The 18,753-nt window shown below is 72.7% G+C and carries 17 protein-coding genes; 8 read left to right on the forward strand and 9 right to left on the reverse strand.

Annotated elements, in window-relative coordinates; all coding sequences use genetic code 11:
• Positions 1–93 precede the first annotated feature (93 nt).
• Complete coding sequence (locus PV682_RS37590; protein WP_319736238.1) at positions 94–930, forward strand: PhzF family phenazine biosynthesis protein; 837 nt, start codon at positions 94–96, stop codon at positions 928–930.
• A 98-nt stretch (positions 931–1,028) separates the two neighbouring features.
• Here PV682_RS37590 and PV682_RS37595 read toward each other — a convergent pair whose 3' ends face one another.
• The 3 genes from PV682_RS37595 to PV682_RS37605 form a co-directional block, all read right to left on the reverse strand.
• The gene (locus tag PV682_RS37595; RefSeq protein ID WP_319736312.1) at positions 1,029–1,688 is read right to left on the reverse strand and encodes a DUF5063 domain-containing protein; all 660 of its coding nucleotides are present in this window, start codon (positions 1,686–1,688) and stop codon (positions 1,029–1,031) included.
• Between the two features lie 7 nt (positions 1,689–1,695).
• Positions 1,696–2,295 (reverse strand): recombination mediator RecR, encoded by a 600-nt coding sequence (recR, locus tag PV682_RS37600; RefSeq protein WP_055724474.1) that lies wholly within the window; start codon positions 2,293–2,295, stop codon positions 1,696–1,698.
• A gap of 195 nt (positions 2,296–2,490) precedes the next feature.
• Positions 2,491–2,832: a YbaB/EbfC family nucleoid-associated protein gene (locus tag PV682_RS37605; protein WP_319736249.1), complete on the reverse strand. Its 342-nt coding sequence runs from the start codon at positions 2,830–2,832 to the stop codon at positions 2,491–2,493.
• Positions 2,833–3,435: 603 nt separating this feature from the next.
• On the opposite strand from PV682_RS37605, the gene PV682_RS37610 reads away from it, so the two are divergent.
• Positions 3,436–4,173, forward strand: a complete 738-nt coding sequence (locus PV682_RS37610) for an SLATT domain-containing protein (RefSeq protein WP_407705810.1) — start codon at positions 3,436–3,438, stop codon at positions 4,171–4,173.
• Positions 4,174–4,342: 169 nt separating this feature from the next.
• Here PV682_RS37610 and PV682_RS37615 read toward each other — a convergent pair whose 3' ends face one another.
• From PV682_RS37615 to PV682_RS37625, 3 genes are all read right to left on the reverse strand, one after another.
• On the reverse strand, positions 4,343–5,578 hold the full coding sequence (locus PV682_RS37615; RefSeq protein ID WP_319736262.1) for a HAMP domain-containing sensor histidine kinase: 1,236 nt from the start codon (positions 5,576–5,578) through the stop codon (positions 4,343–4,345).
• A 41-nt stretch (positions 5,579–5,619) separates the two neighbouring features.
• Positions 5,620–6,282: a response regulator transcription factor gene (locus PV682_RS37620; protein ID WP_319736266.1), complete on the reverse strand. Its 663-nt coding sequence runs from the start codon at positions 6,280–6,282 to the stop codon at positions 5,620–5,622.
• 112 nt (positions 6,283–6,394) lie between these two features.
• A complete protein-coding gene (locus PV682_RS37625; protein WP_319736269.1) occupies positions 6,395–6,844 on the reverse strand; it encodes a hypothetical protein in 450 nt (149 codons plus the stop codon).
• Between the two features lie 266 nt (positions 6,845–7,110).
• Between PV682_RS37625 and PV682_RS37630 the strand changes: the two genes are divergently transcribed.
• Both PV682_RS37630 and PV682_RS37635 read left to right on the forward strand, forming a co-directional pair.
• The gene (locus tag PV682_RS37630) at positions 7,111–7,755 is read left to right on the forward strand and encodes a ribonuclease domain-containing protein (protein ID WP_319736272.1); all 645 of its coding nucleotides are present in this window, start codon (positions 7,111–7,113) and stop codon (positions 7,753–7,755) included.
• Between the two features lie 60 nt (positions 7,756–7,815).
• Positions 7,816–8,190: a barstar family protein gene (locus tag PV682_RS37635; RefSeq protein ID WP_319736274.1), complete on the forward strand. Its 375-nt coding sequence runs from the start codon at positions 7,816–7,818 to the stop codon at positions 8,188–8,190.
• Between the two features lie 12 nt (positions 8,191–8,202).
• On the opposite strand, the gene PV682_RS37640 is transcribed toward PV682_RS37635, so the two are convergent.
• From PV682_RS37640 to PV682_RS37650, 3 genes are all read right to left on the reverse strand, one after another.
• On the reverse strand, positions 8,203–9,606 hold the full coding sequence (locus PV682_RS37640; RefSeq protein ID WP_319736277.1) for a M20/M25/M40 family metallo-hydrolase: 1,404 nt from the start codon (positions 9,604–9,606) through the stop codon (positions 8,203–8,205).
• Between the two features lie 68 nt (positions 9,607–9,674).
• Positions 9,675–11,225, reverse strand: coding sequence for a substrate-binding domain-containing protein (locus tag PV682_RS37645; protein WP_319736280.1), 1,551 nt, complete (start codon positions 11,223–11,225; stop codon positions 9,675–9,677).
• A 108-nt stretch (positions 11,226–11,333) separates the two neighbouring features.
• Positions 11,334–13,283: a serine/threonine-protein kinase gene (locus PV682_RS37650; RefSeq protein ID WP_319736282.1), complete on the reverse strand. Its 1,950-nt coding sequence runs from the start codon at positions 13,281–13,283 to the stop codon at positions 11,334–11,336.
• Between the two features lie 259 nt (positions 13,284–13,542).
• On the opposite strand from PV682_RS37650, the gene PV682_RS37655 reads away from it, so the two are divergent.
• The 4 genes from PV682_RS37655 to PV682_RS37670 all read left to right on the forward strand — a co-directional run bounded on the left by PV682_RS37655 (position 13,543) and on the right by PV682_RS37670 (position 18,691).
• Complete coding sequence (locus PV682_RS37655; RefSeq protein ID WP_319736283.1) at positions 13,543–13,827, forward strand: hypothetical protein; 285 nt, start codon at positions 13,543–13,545, stop codon at positions 13,825–13,827.
• 169 nt (positions 13,828–13,996) lie between these two features.
• A complete protein-coding gene (locus PV682_RS37660) occupies positions 13,997–15,376 on the forward strand; it encodes an aspartate aminotransferase family protein (protein ID WP_319736285.1) in 1,380 nt (459 codons plus the stop codon).
• 181 nt (positions 15,377–15,557) lie between these two features.
• Positions 15,558–16,262, forward strand: coding sequence for a GntR family transcriptional regulator (locus PV682_RS37665; protein WP_319736287.1), 705 nt, complete (start codon positions 15,558–15,560; stop codon positions 16,260–16,262).
• Positions 16,259–18,691: a glycosyltransferase family 2 protein gene (locus PV682_RS37670; RefSeq protein ID WP_319736290.1), complete on the forward strand. Its 2,433-nt coding sequence runs from the start codon at positions 16,259–16,261 to the stop codon at positions 18,689–18,691. Before PV682_RS37665 ends, PV682_RS37670 begins: the two co-directional genes overlap by 4 nt.
• Positions 18,692–18,753 lie beyond the last annotated feature (62 nt).

Raw genomic sequence — 18,753 nt, forward strand, 5'->3', positions numbered from 1 at the left:
CCGTCTTCCGGGGCGCGGAACGAGAGAGCCCACACCCCTACCTGGGGTGTAGCGGGCTACACCCCAGGTAGGGGGTCCGGGTACGGTCGCCGCATGGATGTTCTGCGCTACGTGGCTTTCGGCACCGGTCCCTCGGGCGGCAACCCCGCCGGAGTGGTCCTCGACGCGACCGGGCTGGACGACGCGGCCATGCTGGCCATCGCCGCCGAAGTCGGTTACTCCGAGACGGCGTTCGCGGTGCCCTCGGCCGAAAGGGCCCTGGACGTGCGGTACTTCAGCCCGCTCGCCGAGGTGCCGTTCTGCGGGCACGCGACGATCGCACTGGCCGTCGCACACGCCGACCGGCACGGGACGGGGCTGCTGCGGCTGCGCACCCCGGCGGGCGAAGTGCCCGTCAACACCTCGGTGGACGAGGGGGGTTCGACCGTGGCGACGCTGGAGAGCGTGCCGCCGCGCACCGCCGAGCTGGCGCCGGACGACCTCTCCGAACTGCTTGCGGCGCTGCGCTGGAAGGCCGACGACCTCGACCCCGCGCTACCGCCGCGCGTGGCGTACGGCGGCGCCTGGCACCCCGTCGTCGCCGTCGCCGAGCGGGGCCGGCTCGCCGATCTGGACTACGACATGGGGGCGCTCGGCGACCTCATGGCCCGCCGCTCGTGGACGACCGTCGCGCTGGTGTGGCGGGAGTCGGAGACCGTGTTCCACGCGCGGAACCCCTTCCCGCCGGGCGGAGTTGTGGAGGATCCGGCGACGGGCGCGGCGGCTGCCGCGTTCGGGGGGTATCTGCGGGAACTCGAACTGGTCGACGTGCCCGCGACGTTGACGATCCATCAGGGGGTGGACATGGGACGGCCCAGCAGGCTCACGGTGACGGTTCCCCGCGACCTGGGCAGCGGGATCGGGGTGACGGGGACGGCGGTCTCCATCTGAGTTCCGCCCGGGTTCCGCCCGGGTGTGCCGAGGGGTGGGCGCGGGCGGTCCGCCCGGGCCCACCCCTCGATGTCCCTCCGGAGTACCCCCGGTACCCCCTACTTCGGGTCCTTCAGGCCCAGCGGCTGCGCGATCTCCTCCGTCATCACGCGGCCCGCCTCGATCTCCAGGGTCTCGTCGCCCATGGCCTGGTCGGTGTCGAGGCCGTCCAGCTCGGCGAGGGGCTGGTCGAGGCGGATGTGCGCGAGGACCGAGTGCAGGGCGCGCAGGGTCGCCGAGGCCGTCGTACCCCAGTTGGAGAAGTACGAGAACTGCCACCACCACAGCGCCTCGGTCGTACGGCCCGCGCGGTAGTGGGCCATGCCGTGGCGCAGGTCGGTGATGACGTCGGCGAGGTCGTCGGAGATGCGGGCCGGGACCGGGGCCTTGCGGGGCTCGTACGGGTCGAAGACCTCGGAGTAGACGTCGACCGGCTCCAGGAGGCGGGCGAGGTTCTCGCGGAGTTCGTCGACGTCGGCGTCCGGGCCCGCGTCGGGCTCGTACCGCTCGTCCGGGACGATGTCCTCGTGGGCGCCCAACCGGCCGCCGGCCAGCAGGAGTTGGCTGACCTCCAGGAGGAGGAACGGGACCGCGGAACCGGGTTCGTCGCCCTTGGCGACCTCGGTGACCGCGACCAGGAAACTCTCCACCTGGTCGGCGATCTGGACCGCGAAGTCGTCCGGGCTGCGGCCGGTCGCGTGCAGCGTGGCGTCGGGCATCGTGACGTCAGACATCTAGGAGTCGTCTCCCCTCGAAGGCGCGGCCGAGGGTCACCTCGTCCGCGTATTCCAGGTCGCCACCCACCGGGAGGCCGCTGGCCAGGCGGGTGACCTTCAGGCCCATGGGCTTGATCATGCGGGCGAGGTACGTCGCCGTCGCCTCACCCTCGAGGTTGGGGTCGGTCGCGAGGATGAGCTCGGTGACCGTGCCGTCCGCGAGGCGGGCCAGGAGCTCCCTGATCCTCAGGTCGTCGGGTCCTACGCCCTCGATGGGGCTGATCGCGCCGCCCAGGACGTGGTACTTGCCGCGGAACTCCCGCGTGCGCTCGATCGCGACGACGTCCTTCGGCTCCTCGACCACGCAGATCACCGTGGCGTCGCGGCGGGGGTCGCGGCAGATGCCGCACAGCTCTTCCTGCGCGACGTTTCCGCAGGTCGCGCAGAAGCGGACCTTCGCCTTGACCTCCAGCAGGGCGTGCGCGAGGCGGCGTACGTCCGTCGGTTCCGCCTGGAGGATGTGGAAGGCGATCCGCTGCGCGCTCTTGGGACCGACGCCGGGCAGCCGACCCAGCTCGTCGATGAGGTCCTGGACCACGCCTTCGTACAACGGACTGCCGTCCTTCCTGGGGTTCCTTCAGTGCGTACGGTAGTTGCCGGGTGCCCCTCCCAGAAAGGCGACCGGCGTGAACAGACCGGTCGGGTCCCGGGGAAGTAGTCCCCGGGTAGTACCTGGGTAGGGGGCGGGGGCGGGAGGGGCGGGGGCGGGAGGGGCGGGGGTCGAGGGTGGGTGAGTCGGGGCGGGTCAGAAGGGCAGGCCCGGGATTCCGCCGCCGCCCAGGCCCTGGGCCAGCGGGCCGAGCTTCTGCTGCTGGAGGGTCTGCGCGTTCTGGTTGGCCGCCTGGACGGCCGCGACGATCAGGTCCGCGAGGGTCTCCGTGTCCTCCGGGTCCACGGCCTTCGGGTCGATGTGCAGGGCGCGCAGTTCGCCGGAGCCGGTGACCGTGGCCTTCACGAGGCCGCCGCCGGCCTGGCCGTCGACCTCCGTGTTCGCCAGTTCCTCCTGGGCTGCCTGGAGATCCTGCTGCATCTTCTGGGCCTGCTGGAGCAACTGCTGCATGTTGGGCTGGCCACCACCGGGAAACATCATCGGCTCCTGTGTCGGACGACGTCGGGGGCGGGGGGTTTCCCGCTCGGCACGAGCCTACGTGGTCTGTGCGGACGCTGCCCCGGCACTCTTTCGAGTGAGTCTTCTCCACGGCCTATACCTGATCAAGGCCCACTTCCGGGCGTAAAACCGGCGAAACCTTCCTCTTCGCCACCCATTGGGAGGTAGGAAGGGTCAGACGCACGGACAACGGGCGTCACGGCACACACGGGGTGCCGTCCGGCGGTATACGGCGACGCGGCCGGCCGGGGGCCACTTCGCGGGCACCGGCTTCGGCCAGGGTCGGGGGTGGGTCCTGGGGGTGGGCCTTGGGAGGTAGCTCCCGAGGCGTAACTCTCGGGGCGTAGCTCTTCCGGCGCGATTCGTCGGGCGTGGCTCTTCAGGGCGCGGCTCGCCGGGCGTGGCTCTTCAGGGGTAGTCCTGAAGGCCGACTCCGGGGCAGCGCCTCCGGGGCTCGGTCCCGTGGCGCCGGGGCCGTGGCGGCGGAGCCCGTCGCGGCGGGCCCCGTTGCGTGCCCGGTGTGTCAGTCAGGCAGTGGGAACGGGGTTCAGGAGGGAGTGCCGGGTGGGTCAGCAGCCGGAGATGCAGCCCGAGGGTCCGCCTCAGGACGGACGGGACGAGGGGGCGGCCGGGCTGCGGCCGGGCGATCTGACCGGGCGGACGTTCCCGCACGGCGACTGGGGTGAGCCTGCCGTACGGCTCGACGAGCTCTACCGGTGGGTGGAGCAGGGGGCGCTGGAGACGGCCGCCTGGTACCTCGCCGACCGCGGGTGGAAGCGGCGCGGCGCGCGCGCCCTGCGGGGTACGGCGGCGGGGTCCGCGGTCGTCGGCGCCGCGCTGCCGCTGCTCGACCTGACCGGGCTGCTGTCCGGCGCGTCCCCCTGGGGGTACCTCGCCCTGCTGATCGCCGTCTCCTGCGTCGCCGTGGACCGGTCGTTCGGGCTGACCTCGGGGTGGATGCGGGACGTCGCCACCGCGCAGGCCGTCCAGCGGCGGCTCCAGGTGCTCCAGTTCGACTGGGCCTCGGAGAGCGTCCGCGAGGTGCTCGGCCCGGCCGAGGGGACCGCCGGGGAGGCGGCCGAGCGGTGCCTGGGGGTGCTGCGCCGGTTCTCGGAGGACGTCACGGACCTGGTCCGTACGGAGACGGCGGACTGGATGATCGAGTTCCGTACGGCGTCCACGTCGCTGGCGCTCCAGACGACCGCGCCCTCCGTACCCCGCCAGGAGGCACCCGGCCCGCACCTGGGACGGTTCTCCCCGCCGCCGGTGAACGGGAACCGGCCGAACATGCCGAGGCAGAGGCCGCCGGAGCCGCGGTGAGGTGAGGGCGCGGGGGCGGGGGCGGGGCCGTGGCGGGGCCGTGGCTCTGCGGTACTACACGGGGACTACGAGGTTCCGGCAGCTCGCGGCGCCGTGGCTCTCCGGTACTACACGGGGACTACGGCGCCTGTGTCCCCGTACCCGTGCCCCGTCGCCGTATCCCCCGTCGTCATACCCCCTCCCCGTACCCCTCCCCCATACCCCCCGCCGGCAGGTACAGGGTCGCCTCCGCGCCGCCCTCCGGGTGGTTGCGCAGGACGAGGCGGGCGCCGAGGAGGCGGGTCTGGCCTGCGGCGATGCTGAGGCCGAGGCCCGTGCCGGTGGAGGTGCGGGCCGTGCGGAAGCGCTGGGGGCCGGAGGTCGTGAGGACGGCGAGGGTGTCGGGCGGGAAGCCGGGGCCGTGGTCGCGGACGCGCAGGAGGGGGCCGTCGGGGCCGCGGTCGGCGGTGACCGTCACGGGCGCCGCGCCGTGCCGCAGCGCGTTGGTGACGAGGTTGGTGAGGATACGTTCCACCCGGCGCGGGTCGGTCTCCACGAGCGTGTCCGAGACGATGCGCACCGCGACCCCGTCGAGCCCGGCGACCGCGCGCCGCGCCATCGCGCTGACCTGCCGGTGCTCGGTCTCGACTACGGCGACCCGCGCGTCGAGCCGCGCGATCTCCAGGACGTCCTCGACGAGCCCGTGCAGCTTGCGGACCCCGCCCGCGACCAGGTCGGCGGCCGGCCCGGGCGGCAGCAGCCCGGCCGCGGTGACCATGACGGAGACCGGCGTACGCAGCTCGTGCGCGATGTCGGCGGTGACGCGCCGCTCGGCCTCCAGGCGGGCGCCGAGCGCGTCGGCCATGGCGTTCATGGACTCGGCGAGCCGGGTGATCTCGTCGCGCCCGCGGGGGCGGACGCGGGCGTCGAGGTCGCCTTGGGCGATACGTTCCGCCGTCCGGGCGGCGGCCGTGGCCCGGCGGCCCATCCGTACGCCGAGGGCGAGGCCGAGCAGCGCCACGGCGCCGGTCGCGGCGACGCCCGCGGTGGCGAGCGTCCGGTCGAGAGCGGCGAGCGCGTCCGCCTCGCGGTCGTACGGCCGCGACAGCGCGAGGACGGTGCGGTCGGAGACCCGGGTCGCCGCCCACAGCTCGGGGTGCCTACCGCTGCGGAGGTACGTCGCACGTACCCCCTTCGCGATCAGCCGGGTGAGGGGCGCGGGCAGGTCGGGCGGGTCGAGGCGGGCCTCGGTCTCGCGGCCGGCGGCGTGGTCGTAGGCGGCGGCGACCAGCCGGCGGTCCAGGTCGGCGCGGGCGGTGGTGAGCTGGTCGGCGGCGGTGATGCGGTGGACCAGCACGCCGACGGCGCCCGCGACGCAGACGGCCGCGGCGGCGACGGCCAGCGCGACCTTCGTACCGATGTTCATGGCGTTCCTCTGCATCCCCCAGGTCGTAGAGCCGTAGTACTTCAGGGGCGCAGCTTGTAGCCGAAGCCGCGGACCGTCTCGATGCGGTCGTGGCCGATCTTGGCGCGCAGGCGGCGGATGTGGACGTCGACGACGCGGGTGTCGCCGGTCCAGGCGTAGTCCCAGACCCTCTCCAGGAGGAGGTCGCGGGTGAGGACCGTGCCGGGGGAGGAGGTGAACTCCTGGAGGAGGCGGAGTTCGGTGGTGGTGAGGGAGAGGGGCTCGCCGCGGCGGTGGGCGGTGAGGGAGACAGGGCAGAACTCGAGGTCGCCGAAGGTGAGGCGGGCGGTGCGGGGGGCCGCGGGGGCGGCGCGGCGCAGGAGGCAGCGGATGCGGGCGGCGAGGACCAGTCCGTCGAAGGGTTTCGTGACGTAGTCGTCGGCGCCGGCCTCCAGGCCCATCACCACGTCGACGGGGTCGTTGCGGGCGGAGATCAGCAGGACCGGTACGCGGGACTCGTCGCGGATGCGGCCGGCCAGGCTGACCCCGTTCAGGCCGGGGAGCATGATGTCCAGGACGGCCACGTCGGGGCGGTGCTCGCGGAAGAGGGCGAGGCCGGTGGCGCCGTCGGCGGCGGTCCGTACGGCGTACCCGCTGGACTCCAGGGCGAGGCGGGTGGCCTCCCGGATCAACGCGTCGTCCTCTACGAGCAGGACCTCGTGCATGGGGCTCTCCAGGGGTGGGGGGGAGGGAGAGGGCCTCTCCTTCGTGGCCCTCGGGAGCTACGGGTATGACGGACGTCGGAGGAGCTAGGGGTATTACGCCGCCTGCGCCGCCTCACGCCTTGGGCACCCTGAGGCGTACGGGTCCTACGTCCAGGGCCCAGTCGGGGGCGGGCGGGTGGTCCGGGGTGAGGACGGCGTGGCTGTAGTACGCGGCGTACTCGCGTCTGACCAGGCCGGTGAGGACGAGGCCGGCCGGGAAGGAGGGGGGATCGCCGTGGGGGCAGCCGGAGACGCAGGCGAAGTCGACGACGAGGCCGGTCGCGACGGCGCGGGGCGTGCCCCAGCCGCGCCACTTCAGGCCGTACAGGGTGGTGGTGTCGGTGAGGTCCACGACGTCGGGGCTCTGCCGGGGGACCGAGCGCGCGTCGTCGACGTAGGCCGGGCCGGTCCAGGGGATCGCGGTCGGTGCCGGGCCCTCGGCCCGCGCGCCGCCGGAGACCGTGCCGCACCCCGCGAGTCCGAGGACGAGCAGCGCCGACAGCGCGGGTATGACATACCGCATGCCGCGCTCCTCTCCGCACCTCCGGTGGTCTGGACCACCTTTACAGGAAGAGCACCACTTTGACCCGTTCCGGGTAAACGGACCATGTCCTCGCCTTAAGGATCAGGCAAAACGTGGAAACGCTCCCACATTCCGGTGACAGCGGGCCGTCTTTTCCGACCCCCGGCTGTGATCCGGCCGCCGGACCGCTGTCACGCCGGGCTGGTTCCTTGTGCCGCACCGGGGCCGTCGGCCTCGGGAACCCGGAACGAATCGAGGAGCACGAGGTGTCGACTTCCCCTGCCCCGGTGTGCGCGCCTGACGCGGAACGCCGCAAGAAGCCCCGGCTGCGTGGCCGCCGGGCCCTGACCGTCGCGGGCGTCCTGCTCGCCCTCGTCGGCGGCACGGCCGGTACGGCGATCGCGCAGCCGCCGCCCGGCGCCTGCCGCCAGTGGTGCAACAACCCGCCCGGCGGCACCCCGGTCATCACCAACCAGCAGTGGGACGACGCCGAACGGGCCGCCGACTTCTGGGCGAACCACCAGGTCGATCCCCATTTCACCTGGGGCGTGGGCCGGTTGAACCACGCGGACCAGCACGGCTGGCCCGGCCAGGCGCAGGGCGGACGCTGGTTCGACTTCTGGGACAGCACCGCGCACGCCTGGCGGAACATCTACTACGGCGGCACGTTCAACGACCGCGGCGGCGACCTCGCCTCGTTCGAGCAGCAGGGCCGCCACGAATCGCCGTCGCGCGCCTTCTCGACGGGCAACGGCCGTACGGCTCCTTACGTCGAGTACGACATCGACGAGCACACCTCGACGCGTTCGCAGGACCGCGGGCTGCGCCGCATCATCCGCAACCCGCTGACCGGGAACGTCTTCGCGACCTGGGACCACTACCAGACGTTCGCCTGGCTGGGTAAGTACTGACAGCCCCGGGGGCGCGGCGTCGGCCGCGCCCCCCTTCAACTCGAAAGACAGGTACGTCCGTTGACCCGCACGACCGACTGGATCCGCCCCCTGGCCGAGGCACCGGCCTCCGCGAAGGAGGTGAGCGGCGCGCACAGCCGTACCCGCCAGGACCTGTTCACGGAGTGGAGCGCCGCACTCGGCTTCCCCGGCCACTTCGGCCGCAACTGGGACGCGTTCACCGACTGCCTGCGCGACATCGTGCCGACGGCGGTCGTCGTACGGGACGCGGGCGCCCTGCTCGCCGACGCGCCGCAGCTCGAACTCGCCGTCCTGCTCGACGTGTTGGCCGAGGCCGCGGGCGACGACAGCGCCGCCCCGCGTCTCCTCCTCTTCCTGGACGACACCCCGGACCGGCTCGCGGCTCTCAACGCCCGTCTGGCGAAGGGCAGTTGATCAACTCCCCTGCTACGACTGGGGAGAAGGGAACGCCACCGGCCCGCGCAGCCCCGCCCGGTTCACGGCCCGTACCCCGAAGAACACGTTGTCCTTCGACAGATCCACCTCGTACGACGTCACGTCCCCGGCCTCGACGACGTGCGTCCACTCGGGCGCCGTCGTCTCGCGCCAGACCACCTCGTAGCCGGCGAGGTCGGGTTCGGTGCCCCGACTCCACACCAGGCGCGTCGAGTTGGTGAGCGCCGAGGTCACGATCCGCGTCCCGCGCGGCGCACCCGGCGCCTGGGCGAGCGTCCACAGCGCGGCGGCGTTCACGCGCGCGACGCGGGCGATGTAGGCGAAGTCGCAGAACTCCGGCAGGTCCCCGAACTGCCGGCCGTTCTCGACGCGGACGTCCTGGTGCTGGTGGGCGAAGTCCTCGGCGGGCTCGGTGAACCGGAGCGCGGGGTAGCCGTTCTCCAGGAACGGGATGTGGTCGCCGCCGCGCAGATAGCGGTCCCGGCGGTAGATCACCCGGACGCGCATATCGGTGGCGTCGTTGTCGGCAACGTCCCTGACGAATCTGGCGAGTTGGCGGGTGTCCGAGTCGTTCTCACCGCCCACAGAGCGCCGCACGGCGGCCTGTGCGGGCGTCTCGGAGGTGGGTACACCCTCCGCGAAGAGCCGGATCGTGTACGGGTCGCGGCTTCCGTTGTCGGCGGTCGGGCTGCCCACGATGTCGTTGGTGAACATCGCCCGTACGTCCGCCCCGGCGCCCTTCAACTGCCGCGCCAGGTAACCCGATCCGTACAGTCCCTGTTCCTCCCCGGCGACCGCCGCGAACACGATCGTGGCCGCCGGGCGGCGCCGCGCGAACACCCGCGCCAGCTCCAGCACGACGGCCACGCCGGACGCGTCGTCGTCGGCGCCCGGCGCGTCGGACACGGCGTCCATGACGTCGCTGACACGCGAGTCGTAGTGCCCGGAGACGACGTGCACACGCTCGGGGGTGACCGAACCCCGCAGCGTGGCAAGGACGTTGGTGATCCGGGTGGGGACGGGGATCCTGGCCGCCGGTTCCTGGACGTACGACTGGAGCTCGACCGTCATCCGGCCGCCCGACTCGGCGGCGTAGGACCGGAGCCGGTCGTGGATCCAGTCGCGGGCGGCGCCGATGCCGCGGGCCGGGTCGTCCTGCGTCGACAGGGTGTGGCGGGTGCCGAAGGAGACGAGGGCGCGGATCGTCTCCTCGATGCGGTTGGGGTCCAACTCCTTGAGCAGGGACCTGAGTTCACGGCTCGGGGGTTGGGCGGTCGCAGGCCGGCCGGTGGCGGTCGCTTCGGTGGCGGCGGCCTCCGCGGCCGTCGTGCCGAGGGTCGCGGCGGTGGCCGCTGTCGCGGTGAGGACGGTGCGCCTGGTGGGGGTGGGGGGCATGGCTCCTCCTGGGGCGGTGTCCTGTCGATGCTCCTGGACACCGTCGACGGGCGGCAAGAGGGCCTGGTTCAGGGCGAGTTGGCGGACAGGCCGGTCTCCGCGCAGAGTTGCAGGCCCTGCGGGCTCCAGCAGGGCAGGTGGCCGTGGGAGCGGATCGTCGTCTGGCCCGAGCCCCGGACGAGGTAGGTCAGGAAGTTCGCGGCGAGGGAGCCGGCGGGCGGGTTGCCGTACGTGTAGGCGTACTCGATCTCGCGGTACGGGTAGGCGCTGGTGCCCTGTTCGATGGCCTTGAGGTCGGGCGCGTCGCCGTCGAGCCTGAGGGGGTGCAGGCCCTTCGTGCGTTCGGCGACGTTGAGTTCGCTGTAGCCGATCGCGCCGGAGGTCCTCCGGATCTGCGCCAACACCTGGGCGGTGGAGTCGAGTTCGCAGCGGACCGGGCCCGTGCGCGGTGCGTAGTCGCGCCGCACGCAGTCGGAGGAGGTGTTCTCCGTCTCGCTGCGGTTCAGCACGCGGCGCTGGAAGACCTGCCGGGTACCGGAGTTGGCGTCCCGGCTGACCATGCGCACCGGCAGGTCGGGGCCGCCGACCTGGCGCCAGTTGGTGATCTCGCCGCGGTAGATCCGCCGTACGGAGTCGGTGGAGAGGTTCGTGAGCGGCACGTCGTCGTTCACGACGAGCGCGAAGACCGAGAGCGCCGCGCGGTCCTCGCCGAGGGCGTCCATGCCCGCGAGCCGGGGGCCGTCGGAGAGGGCGATCAACGACGGGAAGCCCTGTCTGCCGCCCGCCGACATCAGGTCGCGCAGCCCGGCGGTCGAGCCGTGCGCGTCGACCTCGATCGTCGCGCCCTCGCAGTCGTGCTGGAAGCGGTCGGCGACGTCCCGGACGACCGGCGCGAAGGCGGTCGAGCCGCTGACCGTGAGTTTTCCCTCCGCGCACTCGACGGGCGGCGGGGTGTCGTCGCGGACCACGACGATCGCGGCCAGCGTCACCACGCAGACCGTCAGCATCACCGAGATCGCCCGCGCGGCCCGGCTGAACAGCGGGGGTACGTCGTCCGGCGTAGCACTGCGGTTGGGGTGGACCTCACCCTCACGTATGCCGCCGTACAGGCGTATGGGGCTGCCGACGTCGCCGCCGGAGAGCAGGACGAGGAGCTTGTAGTGGTCGCCCCGGTTGAGGGGGACGCGCGGGATGCGCAGCGTGTGGCCGTCGTAGCCGAAGCCGCGCGCCTCGGTGAAGTGGTCCATCAGGTGGTCGGTGTCGGTCGGCTGGGTGACGGTGACGCCCTTGACGGTGCGGTCGGTGAACACAGCGGTGAGGCCGTGGACTTCGGGCGAGGTGTAGTCGTCGCGGTCGATGCCCTGCGAGCCGTCGTTCTCGATCCGCAGCAGGACCAGCGTCGCGTCGGTCATCCCCGGGGTCTCCTCGAAGAGGCCGAGCCGCCGGTTGGCGCGGCCCGAACGGGCGTCGTCGCCAATGGGGTTGTCCATCTGTACGCGGTAGCCGACTCTCCTGCGGCGCGGCACCCGGCGCTCGTACCAGACCATCACGCCGGAGGCGACGATGCCGAGCATCGCCGTGCCCACGGCCACCACGTTCTCCGCGTTCAGCCACTCCACTGGGCTCCCCCGCCACTGCCGATCCCCGGATCGTGCGGTCACGGTACGTGCGCGCGGGGGGCGTGCGCCCGGACAAAGCGGGCCAACTCCCTTATGTTCTCCGGACGTTCACCCCTTGGTGTAAGTCAGCTTCTCCCCGGTGGAGGTGTTGACCCGTTCCAGGGCGCCGCCGGGCAGGAGCGCGACCTCGGTGGCCGCGCCCGGCGTGCAGGAGGAGAGGGGGCGGCCGGTGGTGACCCGGGAGGGGCCGTACGCCAGCGGGCCGACGCCGCCGGCCGGGCCGCGGGTCAGCGTCGCCGTGAACTCGCAGTGGTAGCCGGGGCCTTCGGCGACGAGGGTGAGCGCCGCGGTCCCCGGTTCGCCCTGGGCGATGGTGAGTTCGCGGGTGCTCGTGGTGTCGATCGTCGCCTTCCAGGTGCCCAAGTAGGAGGCGGGGACGGCCCCTTCGCCCCCGGCGGACTGTGAGGCGGAGGGCTCCGGGGCGGGCCCTGCGGTGTCCGGGGCGGCGCCGGTGGCCGTCGGGGCGGGGTCGGGGTCCTTCGCCCGGGAGGTGCCGTCGCCGTTCAGCAGCGCGTAGACGGAGGCGCCCGCCGCGACGGCCACGACCAGGGCGACGGTTATCAGGAAGGCGGTGGCGCGGTTGTTGCGGCGGGGGGCGGGCTCCTCCGGGGGGTACGGGGAGTAGGGGTGGGGGGCGTACGGGGTGTACGCGGTGGGGGGCAGGTGCGGGGGCAGGCCGTAGGGGGTGGTGGGGGACGTCGTACCCGTAGCACCCGTAGTACTTCCGGGGTACGGGGGGCCGCTGCCGTACGGGGGCTGCCCGTAGCCCGGCGCGGGCTGCGGGTGCTGCTGGGGACGGCCGTACGCGGGGTGGTCCGGCGCGGGGGTGCCGAGCGCGGCGGACGGCGACGGCGGGCCGGGCGGGTGGGCGGCCGGACGGGTGGGCGGGAGGCGGTCCGCGTCAGGCCCCTGCGCCCTGCCTTCCGCACCTCGGAGGCCCTCCGTGCCGCGGGCTCCTTCCGTGCCGCGGGTGCCCTCCGCCGCGCGGGCGCCCTCCGTGCTGCGCGGGCCGGAGTGCTCGGGCGCCGCCTCGGTCTCGCCGTCGCCCTCGCCGGGCCCTTCGATGTCGAGCAACTGGACGGCATGCCGCCCGAGTTGGGCGACCAGGCCGCTCGGCAGCCAGGGGTCGCGGGAGCGTCCGCCGGACACGGTGTCCTCGGCGCCGATGCCCTCCAGGACGGCGTCCAGGGAGGGCCGGGCGGCGGGGTCCTTGCGCAGGCAGGCGAGGACCAGGTCGGCGATGCCCTCGGGGACGCCGGTGAGGTCGGGCTCGTCCTCGGATATGCGGAACATGAGCGCCGGTATCCCGTGGTCGGCGTTGCCGAAGGGCAGCGCCCCGGTCGCCGCGTACGCGAGGACGGAGCCGAGGCAGAACACGTCGGAGGCGGGGGTGATCCGGTCACCCCGTACCTGCTCGGGCGCCATGAAACCGGGCGACCCGATCATGACCCCCGTAAGAGTTAGCTCTGGAGTATCACCCTCCAGCGCGCGGGCGATCCCGAAGTCGATGACCCGGGGGCCGTCGATGGTCACCATCACGTTGGACGGTTTGAGGTCGCGGTGGACGATGCCCGCCGCGTGGACGTCCTGGAGCGCGTGCGCGAGCCCGGCGGCGAGGATGCGGACGGACCGCTCGGGCAGCGGACCGTGGTCGCGGCCGACCACCTGCTGGAGGCTCGGCCCCGCGACGTACCCGGTGGCCACCCATGGCATCCCGGCCTCGGTGTCGGCGTCCAGGACGGGCGCGGTCCAGGGGCCGCCGACCCGGCGCGCGGCGGCGACCTCCTGCCGGAAGCGCTGGCGGAACTCCTCGCGCGCGGCGAGTTCGGCGCGGACCAGCTTCACGGCGACGGTGCGGCCCCGGTCCGACCGCGCGAGGTAGACGTGGCCCATGCCACCGCCCCCGAGGCGCGCGACCAGCCGGTACTCCCCGGTCCGCCCCCGAAGCCGAAACCCCGGCGAGATCCCCATCGGGTCCCCCGCGCCCAGCTTCTCCATCGCCGCCGCCCGCCTTCCCCCCGTACACGTGAACGGGCCGAGAATAATCGGGCGGTAGGAGGAGTCGTACGGTGCGGGGTCGACGGTTCCGTAACAGGGGGCACCGGGGTACCCGGGTAGTACTCACGCACCCCTCCCGCTGCGGGAACCCGCAGAATGTCATGCACCCGACAGTCTTGCCATGCGGACGCGGCATCAGAAGGATGGCGAACGCCCCGCTGAGACCTTCCGATCTCCCCCACAAGGAGCGTCCATGGACATGCGCAGGCGAATGGCGGCCGGGCTTCTGCTGGCCGTCGTGGCGAGCGGAGCGGCGGCGACGAGCGCGGCGGCGGTCACCTCCTCCACTCCCGCCACCTCCTCCACCGTCTCCGCGCCGACCGCGAAGATCCTCAAGAGCGGCCCCAGGGAGTGGACCGCGAGCTCCGCGGAGTGTTCCGCGCGGGCCACGTTCTGGACGGAGCGGACGAGGTTCTACCACTTCTGTAGGTACAAGGACGGCTCGGACGGGTTCAAGGCCGGCTGGTGGGTCTGGGAGTACTGAGCGAGGTCCGGCACCGGGCGCGCGGGTAGTACCTCTGTACTACGCGGGTACTACCCCCGCTCCTGGCCCCTCCCCGCCCCTCACCCCCGACAACCTGTCGCGGATTCCTCACCCCCACAGCACAGGACGCCGATACCTTTCCGCATCGCGGACATTTACGCTCACTCCCATGACCCTTGAGACCGACCCCCAGGCAGGCGCCGCAGTGAAGGCGGCGGACCGTGCGCACGTCTTCCACTCCTGGTCCGCCCAGGACCTCATCGACCCGCTCGCCGTGGCCGGCGCGCAGGGGTCGTACTTCTGGGACTACGACGGGAACCGGTACCTCGACTTCACGAGCGGCCTCGTCTTCACGAACATCGGCTACCAACACCCGAAGGTCGTCGCGGCGATCCAGGAGCAGGCGGCCCGGCTCACCACGTTCGCACCGGCGTTCGCGGTCGAGGCCCGCTCGGAGGCGGCCCGGCTGATCGCCGAGCGGACCCCCGGCGACCTGTACAAGATCTTCTTCACCAACGCGGGCGCGGACGCGGTCGAGCACGCCGTCCGCATGGCGCGGGTGCACACCGGCCGGACCAAGGTCCTCTCGGCGTACCGCTCGTACCACGGGGGTACGCAGCAGGCCGTCAACCTCACGGGGGACCCCCGCCGCTGGGCCTCGGACAGCGCCTCCGCCGGGGTCGTCCACTTCTGGGCCCCCTACCTCTACCGCACCCGGTTCTACGCGGAGACCGAGGAACAGGAGACCGCGCGCGCCCTGGAGCACCTGGAGACGACGATCGCCTTCGAGGGCCCGGCGACGATCGCCGCCCTGATCCTGGAGACGATCCCCGGCACCGCCGGCATCATGGTCCCCCCTCCGGGCTACCTCTCGGGAGTGAGGGAGCTGTGCGACAAGTACGGCATCGTCTTCATCCTGGACGAGGTCATGGCCGGGTTCGGGCGGACCGGCGAGTGGTTCGCCGCCGACCTCTTCGGCGTCGTACCGGACCTGATGACCTTCGCGAAGGGCGTCAACTCGGGGTACGTCCCGCTCGGGGGCGTGGCCATCTCGGGGGAGATCGCGGAGACGTTCGCCAAGCGGCCGTACCCCGGAGGTCTGACGTACTCGGGTCACCCTCTGGCGTGTGCGGCGGCGGTCGCGACGATCAACGTGATGGCCGAGGAGGGCGTCGTCGAGAACGCGAAGCGGCTCGGCGCGGACGTCGTGGGCCCGGCGCTGCGGGAGCTGGCCGCGCGGCACCCGAGCGTCGGCGAGGTCCGCGGGGCCGGCATGTTCTGGGCGCTGGAGCTGGTGAAGGACCAGGAGACGCGCGAGCCGCTGGTGCCGTACAACGCGGCCGGCGAGGCGAACGCGCCGATGGCCGCCTTCGCCGCCGCCGCGAAGAAGAACGGCCTGTGGCCCTTCGTCAACATGAACCGCACCCACGTCGTCCCGCCGTGCAACGTCACCGAGGAGGAACTGAAGGAGGGCTTCGCCGCGCTGGACGCGGCACTCTCCGTGGCCGACGAGCACACGACCGGGTACTCGGCCGGGCACTCCGCGTAGTCCTGGGGTCGTAGCGGGGTACCCCTGAGGGGGTATCGCGCGATTAGGCCTTCTTGCGATTCGAACGCGTAAGGTGGCGTGCTCGTAGGTATAGGCGAGTACGTCACCCCACGGGCTCCGGCGACACCCCGCCGGCCGGCCGCGCGTCGAACGTGACGAAGGACGAAGGAGGCCCCCGACCATGTCCGCCGGCAGTGGCAACGGCGCCGTGACCCGCAGCACTCTGCGGCAGCAGATCGCCGAGGCCCTTCGCGACGAGGTGCTGGGGGGCCGGCTCCAGCCGGGCCAGGAGTTCACGGTCAAGGAGATCGCCGAACAGTACGGGGTCTCCGCGACCCCGGTCCGCGAGGCGCTCGTGGACCTCTCCGCGCAGGGGCTGCTGGAGGCCGACCAGCACCGGGGGTTCCGGGTCCACGAGTACTCGGCGGCGGACTACCGGGAGATGGTCGAGGCCCGCGCACTCGTGATGGGGGGCATGTTCCTGGCCGCCGAGAGGGACCGGGACAAGCTGCGCGATCCGGGGGACCCGGGGGTGGCCGCGGCGATCGCCGGGGTACGCCGCAGGGGTGAGGAGGCGCAGCGGGCCGCCGCGGCGGGTGACCTCACGGTACTCATCGGGTACGACCTGCGGTTCTGGCGGGAGCTGAGCATCCTCTTCGGCAACCCCTACCTCGCGGACTTCCTCAACCGGCTGCGCGTGCAGTCCTGGGTGTGCGCCGTCCAGCACCTGCGCCGCCTCACCGATCTGCGCGGCCACCTCTGGGCCCGCCACACCGACCTCATCGACGCCCTCGCCGGCCACGACACGGCCACGGCGCGGGCGCTCCTCGACGCGTACAACAGGGACTCGGTGGCGCTGATCGAGCGACTGGCCACCGCCGGATGAGCCGGACGGAAACGGGTGAGAAAACGGTTACAGAAAACGTCGACCTCTCCGTCGTCGTCCCCGCCTACAACGAGGAGCACCGCCTCGCCCCCACCCTCGACGCCGTCACCGCCCACCTCGACCGGCCCCCCTCCCGTTCCTGGGAGTTGATCGTCGTCGACGACGGCTCGACCGACGCCACCGCCGCCCTCGTCACCGAGCGCGCGGCGGCCGATCCCCGCGTCCGTCTCCTCAACTCCCCCCAGAACAAGGGCAAAGGGCACGCCCTCCGGCTCGGGGTCGCCGCCTCCCGGGGCCGCCGCGTCCTCGTCACGGACGCCGATCTCGCCACTCCCGTCGAGGAGTTGGAGCACCTGGAGAAGGAACTGACGGACGGCGGCGCGGCGATAGCCTCCCGCTCCGCACCCGGTGCCACGGTCGAGGCCCGCCCCGACCGGCTGCGTCAACTCCTGGGCAGCGCGGGCAACTTCCTCATCCGCCGCACCACCCTCCCCGGCATCCGCGACACCCAGTGCGGCTTCAAGCTGTACGACGGCGAGGCCGCCCGCGACGCGTACGCCGGCTCCCGCCTCGACGGCTGGGCGACCGACGTCGAGGTCCTGCGCCGGCTGCGCCGAGACGGCCGTACGGTCACCGAGGTCCCGGTGCGCTGGGCCCACCAACCGGGTTCGAAACTCCGCCCGTTGGACTACCCGCGCTTCCTCGCCGACCTGATACGCCTGAACCGCTCCGGCGTCCTGACCGCGCTGCTGTTCCTCGCGTTCTCGGTGATCCTGTACTCCGGCCGCCTCTTCGACCCGGACGGCCGCTACCTCACCGACTCCCTCCAGGACCAGAACCAGTGGGAGTGGTTCTTCTCGGTGACGGCGGACAACGTCGCGCACCTGCGCAACCCCCTCTTCACCGACCTCCAGGGCTACCCCGACGGCGTCAACCTCATGGCGAACACCGTCATGTTGGGCCTGTCGGTGCCCCTGACCCCGGTAACTCTCCTGCTGGGCCCGGCGGTTGCGCTCAGCCTCTGCATGACGCTGGGCCTCGCGGCCACGGCGATCGCCTGGTACCGCCTGCTGGTCGAGCGAGTTGTGCGCCACCGACCGGCCGCGTTCCTCGGCGCGGCCCTCGCCGCGTTCGCGCCGCCGATGGTGAGCCACGCCAACGCGCACCCCAACTTCGTCGTCCTGTTCATGATCCCGCCGATCATCGAACGCGCTCTGCGGCTGTGCGCGGGCACCCGGCCGACGCGGAACGCCATAGCGCTCGGCCTGATGGCGGCGTACCAGTGCCTCCTGGGCGAAGAGGCCCTGCTGCTCGCCGCGTTGGGGATGACCGTCTTCGCCGTCGGGTACGCCGTCGTACGGCCGGACGTCGCGCGGCGGGCGGCGCCGGGGCTGCTGCGGGGGCTCGCGGTCGCGGCGTCGGTGTGCCTGCCGCTCGTCTGCTACCCGCTGCTGTGGCAGTTCCACGGGCCGCAGAGCTACACGGGGATCGACCACGGCACGAACGCCGGCAACAGCCCGCTCGCGCTGCTGTCGTTCGCCGAGCGGTCGCTGCTCGCCGGGGACGCGACGCGGGCCGACGCGCTCTCCCTCAACCCGACCGAGCAGAACGCCTTCTACGGCTTTCCGCTGGTGCTGCTGGCGCTCGCGGTCACGGTGCTGCTGTGGCGTAGTACTCCGGTGGTACGGGTCCTGGGGGCCACCGCGTCCGTCGCCGCGCTGCTGTCCCTCGGTCCCCGGATCGGCGTACCTCTCACGGATGTGGTCCTCCCTGGTCCCTGGGCGCTGTTCGGGCGGCTCCCGCTGCTCGACTCCGTGATCGAGGGGCGGGTGGCGATGGTCTGCGCGCCCGTCCTCGGGATGCTGGTCGCGATCACCGTCGAGCGGCTGGCCCGGCGGCCCCGCCGGGAGCGGTACGCCGGGCTCGCGGCGGTCTGCGTCGCGCTGCTGCCGCTGGTCCCGGCACCCCTCAAGTCCGAACCCCGGGCCGCCGTACCCGCGTTCTTCACGGACGGCGCCTGGAAGGCGTACGTACGGGGCGGAGAGACCCTCGTACCCGTACCCCTGGCGGACCCGCAGGACGCCGGGGCGCTGCGCTGGCAGGTCGTCGCGGGGCTGGGCTTCCGGATGCCGGGCGGGTACTTCAACGGGCCGTACGGCGACGGGGACCGGACCGGGGTGTACGGGGTTCCGCTGAACTTCACCTCGGCGCTGTTCTCCGACGTCCGCGTAAGCGGTGTAGTACCTGTGGTGGACGCGGCGGCGCGGCGGCAGGCACGGGCCGATCTCGCCGGGTGGCGGGCGGGGGCGCTGGTCGTACCCCCAGGGAGGTACGCCGAGCAGCTGCGTGAGACCGTGGAGAAGCTGGTGGGGCGGCCCGGTGAGCGGGTGGGCGGCGTATGGGTATGGGACCTGCACGAGGGGAGCTGACGGAAGCGGCAGCGACTACCCTTCCCTGACCGGACGAGTGCGCTGGGTGACTTCGGAAGAGG

Origin of the sequence: Streptomyces niveiscabiei (genome assembly GCF_033794345.1) — a bacterium.
Classification (GTDB): domain Bacteria; phylum Actinomycetota; class Actinomycetes; order Streptomycetales; family Streptomycetaceae; genus Streptomyces; species Streptomyces niveiscabiei.

Bases quoted from the DNA above. Each gene is read 5' to 3' on its own strand.
- PV682_RS37590 (WP_319736238.1), top strand. From the start codon at position 94: ATGGATGTTCTGCGCTACGTGGCTTTCGGCACCGGTCCCTCGGGCGGC.
- PV682_RS37615 (WP_319736262.1), bottom strand. From the start codon at position 5,578: ATGAACATCGGTACGAAGGTCGCGCTGGCCGTCGCCGCCGCGGCCGTC.
- PV682_RS37670 (WP_319736290.1), top strand. From the start codon at position 16,259: ATGAGCCGGACGGAAACGGGTGAGAAAACGGTTACAGAAAACGTCGAC.
- PV682_RS37605 (WP_319736249.1), bottom strand. From the start codon at position 2,832: ATGTTTCCCGGTGGTGGCCAGCCCAACATGCAGCAGTTGCTCCAGCAG.
- PV682_RS37660 (WP_319736285.1), top strand. From the start codon at position 13,997: ATGACCCTTGAGACCGACCCCCAGGCAGGCGCCGCAGTGAAGGCGGCG.
- PV682_RS37640 (WP_319736277.1), bottom strand. From the start codon at position 9,606: ATGCCCCCCACCCCCACCAGGCGCACCGTCCTCACCGCGACAGCGGCC.
- PV682_RS37655 (WP_319736283.1), top strand. From the start codon at position 13,543: ATGCGCAGGCGAATGGCGGCCGGGCTTCTGCTGGCCGTCGTGGCGAGC.
- PV682_RS37595 (WP_319736312.1), bottom strand. From the start codon at position 1,688: ATGCCCGACGCCACGCTGCACGCGACCGGCCGCAGCCCGGACGACTTC.
- PV682_RS37625 (WP_319736269.1), bottom strand. From the start codon at position 6,844: ATGCGGTATGTCATACCCGCGCTGTCGGCGCTGCTCGTCCTCGGACTC.
- PV682_RS37620 (WP_319736266.1), bottom strand. From the start codon at position 6,282: ATGCACGAGGTCCTGCTCGTAGAGGACGACGCGTTGATCCGGGAGGCC.
- PV682_RS37610 (WP_407705810.1), top strand. From the start codon at position 3,436: ATGCAGCCCGAGGGTCCGCCTCAGGACGGACGGGACGAGGGGGCGGCC.
- PV682_RS37665 (WP_319736287.1), top strand. From the start codon at position 15,558: ATGTCCGCCGGCAGTGGCAACGGCGCCGTGACCCGCAGCACTCTGCGG.
- PV682_RS37650 (WP_319736282.1), bottom strand. From the start codon at position 13,283: ATGGAGAAGCTGGGCGCGGGGGACCCGATGGGGATCTCGCCGGGGTTT.